We start from the raw sequence: 4,178 nt of genomic DNA on the forward strand, positions 1-4,178 counted from the left end.
TCGCCCGCCTGGGCGGGCCAGGGCCACATAGACCTCGGCGTCGGTCCATTCGCCCGGCCGCCGGGCGATGTCGGCGTCGACGGCCTGGTCGAGCCAGGTCTCGACGCGGATCGGCAGCGGTCGCTTGCCCTCGGCGGGGCCTTGGGCCAGCTGGGCGAGCAGGTCGGCGGGCAGGGTCGCCTTGCGGCTGACCACCTTGGGCTCGGCCTCGATCTGGCCGGCATGGTTGAGGGTGAAGCCGGTCACGGCGAAGGCCAGCATGCCGACCAGGCTCAGGGCCGCGCTGATCCAGTGCCACTGGTGCAGTTGTTTCAGCCAGAAGGAACGGCGGGACGGGTCGGGGGCGAGCTTCACGAGTTCCTGCGGCGGAGGGCGGGTCTGGGAATGTCCGTCGTCCTTACTTGAGAACGACTTGCAATAGCAAGCTTGACGTTCCGGCCTATCCACACGTCTGGGTTTTGTGCTTAATTTCCCGGCTGAAACGGCAAGTGCGACGTTTCGCGCAGTGCGTCGGGCGGGCCGCCGGTCTAGGTTTCGTTCATCAAGCGTTAAGACTGTCGAGGGCGAGCGATGCGCAGGATCATGGTGGCGGAGGACGACGCCATTCTCGCCTTTATCCACGAGATCACCCTGCGCGAGGCGGGTTTCGAGGTTCTGGTCTGCCGGGACGGCCTCCAGGCGCTGGAAGCGATGGACGCCTTCGATCCCGACCTGCTGATCACCGATTTCATGATGCCCCACATGACCGGCGGCGAATTGATCAAGGCCATGCGCAGTCGCCGGGGCGCCCGAACGGCCGTGCTGATGGCCTCGGCCCGGGAAGATCGCCTGATGCCGAGCGACGAGCGCGGCGACGCGCGGGTGGAAAAGCCCATTACCCCGGCCCGCCTGCTGATGGCGGTTCGTGACCTCGAGGCGCGCTATCCGGCGTCGCCGCAGTTCGCCTGAATACCGCTTCAGGCCGGTTCGGGGCGGCGCGCCCCGCCGACGCGTTCAAAGAACGCCGCAATGTCGCCGACGAACGCGGATCATCTCGACAAGTGGGAAATTAGGGGAGAAGTATCCCTGGTTTTCGCTGCGGAGGCTCGTCCGCGCGCCACATTGGGGATCTTCGTGAAAGCGCTCTTCTTTTCCGTTTCCGTCCTTTCGCTGGTCTGCGGGGGCGCGATCGCCCAGGACCGCAAGCCGATGCCGGCGCCCGCCAATGCGCCCGCGCCCGCGCCCCAGGACATCGCCTATCCGGGCACGCTGAAGCTGTGGGTCGACACGACGGACCTTGAGCGCAAGATCTTCACCGTCCGCGAGACCATGCCGGTCGCCAAGGCCGGAACCTTCAGCTTCCACTATCCGCAGTGGGTTCCCGGCGGCCACTCGCCGCGCAACGACCTCGACAAGATGGCCGGCCTGGTGGTCACCGGCGGCGGCAAGCGCCTGCCCTGGCTGCGTGACAGCGCCGACGTCTTCACCTTCCATGTCCAGGTGCCCGAGGGCGTCAGCGAACTGGAGCTGAACTATCAGTTCCTCACCCCGGTGAAGGCCGATGTCGGCCGCACCCTGGTGACGCCGGACATGCTGAACGTGCAGTTCCTGCAACTGGGCTTCTATCCCGCCGGCTACTACACCCGCGGCATCCCGATCGAGGCCAGCGTCAAGCTGCCGGAAGGCTGGGGCTTCGGCACCGCGCTGGAAAAGGCCAAGACCGACGGCCAGTGGACCACCTTCAAGACCGTGCCCTTCGAAACCCTGGTCGACTCGCCGATGTTCGCCGGCCGCTATTTCAAGCAGGTCGAGCTGGACCCGACGGGCAAGGTTCCGGTTCGCCTGAACATGGTCGCCGACAAGCCCGAATATCTGGAAATGAAACCCGAGCACCTGCAGGCCCATAAGGACCTCGTGCAGCAGGCCTACAAGCTCTACGGCTCGCACCACTATGACCGCTACGAGTTCCTGGTGGCGCTCAGCGACCAGATCGGCGGCATCGGCCTGGAGCATCACCGCTCCAGCGAGAACCGCGTCGCGCCCAAGTACTTCACCGAATGGGACAAGACCTATGTCGGCCGCGACCTGCTGCCCCATGAGTTCACCCACTCGTGGAACGGCAAGTTCCGACGCGGGGCCGACCTGTGGACCCCGACCTTCAACACCCCGATGCGCGACAGCCTGATGTGGGTCTATGAGGGCCAGACCCAGTACTGGGGCACGATGCTGTCGGCGCGCTCGGGCCTGCTGACCAAGCAGCAGACCCTGGACTCCCTGGCCATGACGGCCGCGCTCTATGACACCCGCGCCGGCCGCACCTGGCGCAACGTCCTCGACACGACCAACGACCCGATCATCGCCAACCGCAAGCCGGCCAGCTGGACCAGCTGGCAGCGCAGCGAGGACTACTATTCCGAAGGTCTGCTGATCTGGCTCGACGCCGACACCCTGATCCGCGAGAAGACCGGCGGCAAGAAGTCGCTCGACGACTTCGCCAAGGCGTTCTTCGGCCAGGAAGACGGCTCCTATGTGCCGCTGCCCTATGACTTCGACGAGGTCGTGCGCACCCTCAATGGCGTTGTCGAACACGACTGGACGAGCTTCCTGAAGACCCGGGTCGAGGGCCTGTCGGAGCGCGCGCCGCTGGATGGATTCACGCGCGGCGGCTACAAGCTGGTCTATACCGCCACCCCGACCGAATTCTGGAAGAGCGGCGAGACCCGCGGCAAGACCACCAATCTCAGCTACTCGCTGGGCTTCACGGTGGCCGCGGCCGGCGTGCTGGCCGGCGTCAACTGGGACAGCCCCGCCTTCAAGGCCGGCCTGACCGCCGGCGAGACGATCGTCGCGGTCAATGGCGAAACCTATGACGGCGACAAGCTGAAGGAAGCGATCACCGCCGCTTCCAAGAAGGACGGACCCCTGGTCGAGCTGCTGATCAAGGACGGCGACCGCTATCGGATGGTCAAGATCGATTACCGCGACGGCCTGCGCTATCCGCGGCTGGAGCGCGTGGCCAATGTGCCCGCCCGCCTCGACGACATCCTGGCGCCGCGCAAATAGCCTGACCGACCCGCCGCCCTGGACGCTCGCTCACGAGACCGTCCGGGGCGACGACGCCGTCCCCCGCTTTCTATCGAACGCCGCTCTCTGGACGGGCCGGTGGCAATCCCCCTAGGGTTGTCGCTTCGGTAGGGGGAGTCGAATCCGCATGCGTTTCTCGTCGCCCAACGCCTTGCTGCTGGGCGTGGTGCTCCTGTGCCTCTCGGCGGCCAGTCTGGCGGTCGGCCTGTCGGCGCGCCCGACATGGCTGGGTCTGGAACTCGACGCGGCGCGAGACTCCGGCGTGGTGACGGTCAGGGCCCTGACGCCCGGCGGTCCGGCGGCGGCGGCGGGGGTCCGGATCGGCGACCGCCTCACCGGGATCGCGCGGCCGGACGGCGGCGTGCAGCCGATCGTCGCCCAGGACCTGGACGAGGAATCCTACGCCCGCACCCAGCGCGGCGTCGATGAGGCGATGGGTCGCTTCGACCGTCTGGCGCGGGCGATCGAGGCCCAGCCGCCCCGTCTCTATCTGACCGATCCGGCGGGCCGAACGCGGACCGTTCAGTTGGCGGCGCGCCAGCGACCTCTGACGAGCCTCGGCGCCGAATTCTGGGCGAACCTGGCCTTTGGCCTGATCGCCACCCTGATCTGCGGCTGGGTCTGGGCTCTGAGGCCGGGCGAGCGGGCCACCCAGCTGTTCGCCCTCACGGGGCTGTCGATGCTGGCCTTCACCGCCGGGTGGGCCGTGCACGCCACGATCGAGGTGGCCGCCGTCAGCGCGATCCTGACCCCGGTCCGACTGCTGAACATGGGCGGGGCCGTGGCCTATGGCGGGGCGATGATCGCCCTGTTCCTCTGTTATCCCCGGCGGATCACCCGGCTGCCCCTGCTGCTGGCCGCGCCGCTGGCGGTCCTGGCCTGGGCCCTGACGCCGCTGTTGCCGTCCAACCCGCCGCTCGGCGCGACGGGCGGGGCGTTCACCGTCTGGGAGATGGTCGGGATCATTGTCGCCATCGGGGTTCAGTACGGGGCGACCCGCGCCGATCCAGCCGCTCGCGCCGTCACCCGCTGGCTGGGCCTGTCGGTCATCCTGGGGCGGGCGCCTTCATCGGCACGGTCGCCGCGCCTGGCATGATGGGCCATCCGCCCCTGGT

At 67.7% G+C, this 4,178-nt stretch carries 4 protein-coding genes; 3 read left to right on the top strand and 1 reads right to left on the bottom strand.

What is annotated here, in order from left to right; translation table 11 throughout:
- On the bottom strand, window positions 1–354 hold a 354-nt coding region (locus CSW58_RS06765), incomplete at its 3' end, for a PepSY-associated TM helix domain-containing protein (protein ID WP_201721600.1).
- Window positions 355–570: 216 nt separating this feature from the next.
- On the opposite strand from CSW58_RS06765, the gene CSW58_RS06770 reads away from it, so the two are divergent.
- The 3 genes from CSW58_RS06770 to CSW58_RS06780 all read left to right on the top strand — a co-directional run bounded on the left by CSW58_RS06770 (window position 571) and on the right by CSW58_RS06780 (window position 4,159).
- The gene (locus CSW58_RS06770; RefSeq protein ID WP_099446777.1) at window positions 571–948 is read left to right on the top strand and encodes a response regulator transcription factor; all 378 of its coding nucleotides are present in this window, start codon (window positions 571–573) and stop codon (window positions 946–948) included.
- A 165-nt stretch (window positions 949–1,113) separates the two neighbouring features.
- On the top strand, window positions 1,114–3,042 hold the full coding sequence (locus CSW58_RS06775; protein ID WP_099446779.1) for a M61 family metallopeptidase: 1,929 nt from the start codon (window positions 1,114–1,116) through the stop codon (window positions 3,040–3,042).
- Between the two features lie 148 nt (window positions 3,043–3,190).
- Window positions 3,191–4,159 (top strand): hypothetical protein, encoded by a 969-nt coding sequence (locus CSW58_RS06780; protein WP_099446778.1) that lies wholly within the window; start codon window positions 3,191–3,193, stop codon window positions 4,157–4,159.
- Window positions 4,160–4,178 lie beyond the last annotated feature (19 nt).

This window comes from Caulobacter sp. B11 (assembly GCF_002737765.1).
Taxonomy (GTDB): domain Bacteria; phylum Pseudomonadota; class Alphaproteobacteria; order Caulobacterales; family Caulobacteraceae; genus Caulobacter.

Excerpts from the sequence above, each read along its gene's own strand:
- CSW58_RS06770 (WP_099446777.1), top strand. The coding sequence starts at position 571 with ATGCGCAGGATCATGGTGGCGGAGGACGACGCCATTCTCGCCTTTATC.
- CSW58_RS06780 (WP_099446778.1), top strand. The coding sequence starts at position 3,191 with ATGCGTTTCTCGTCGCCCAACGCCTTGCTGCTGGGCGTGGTGCTCCTG.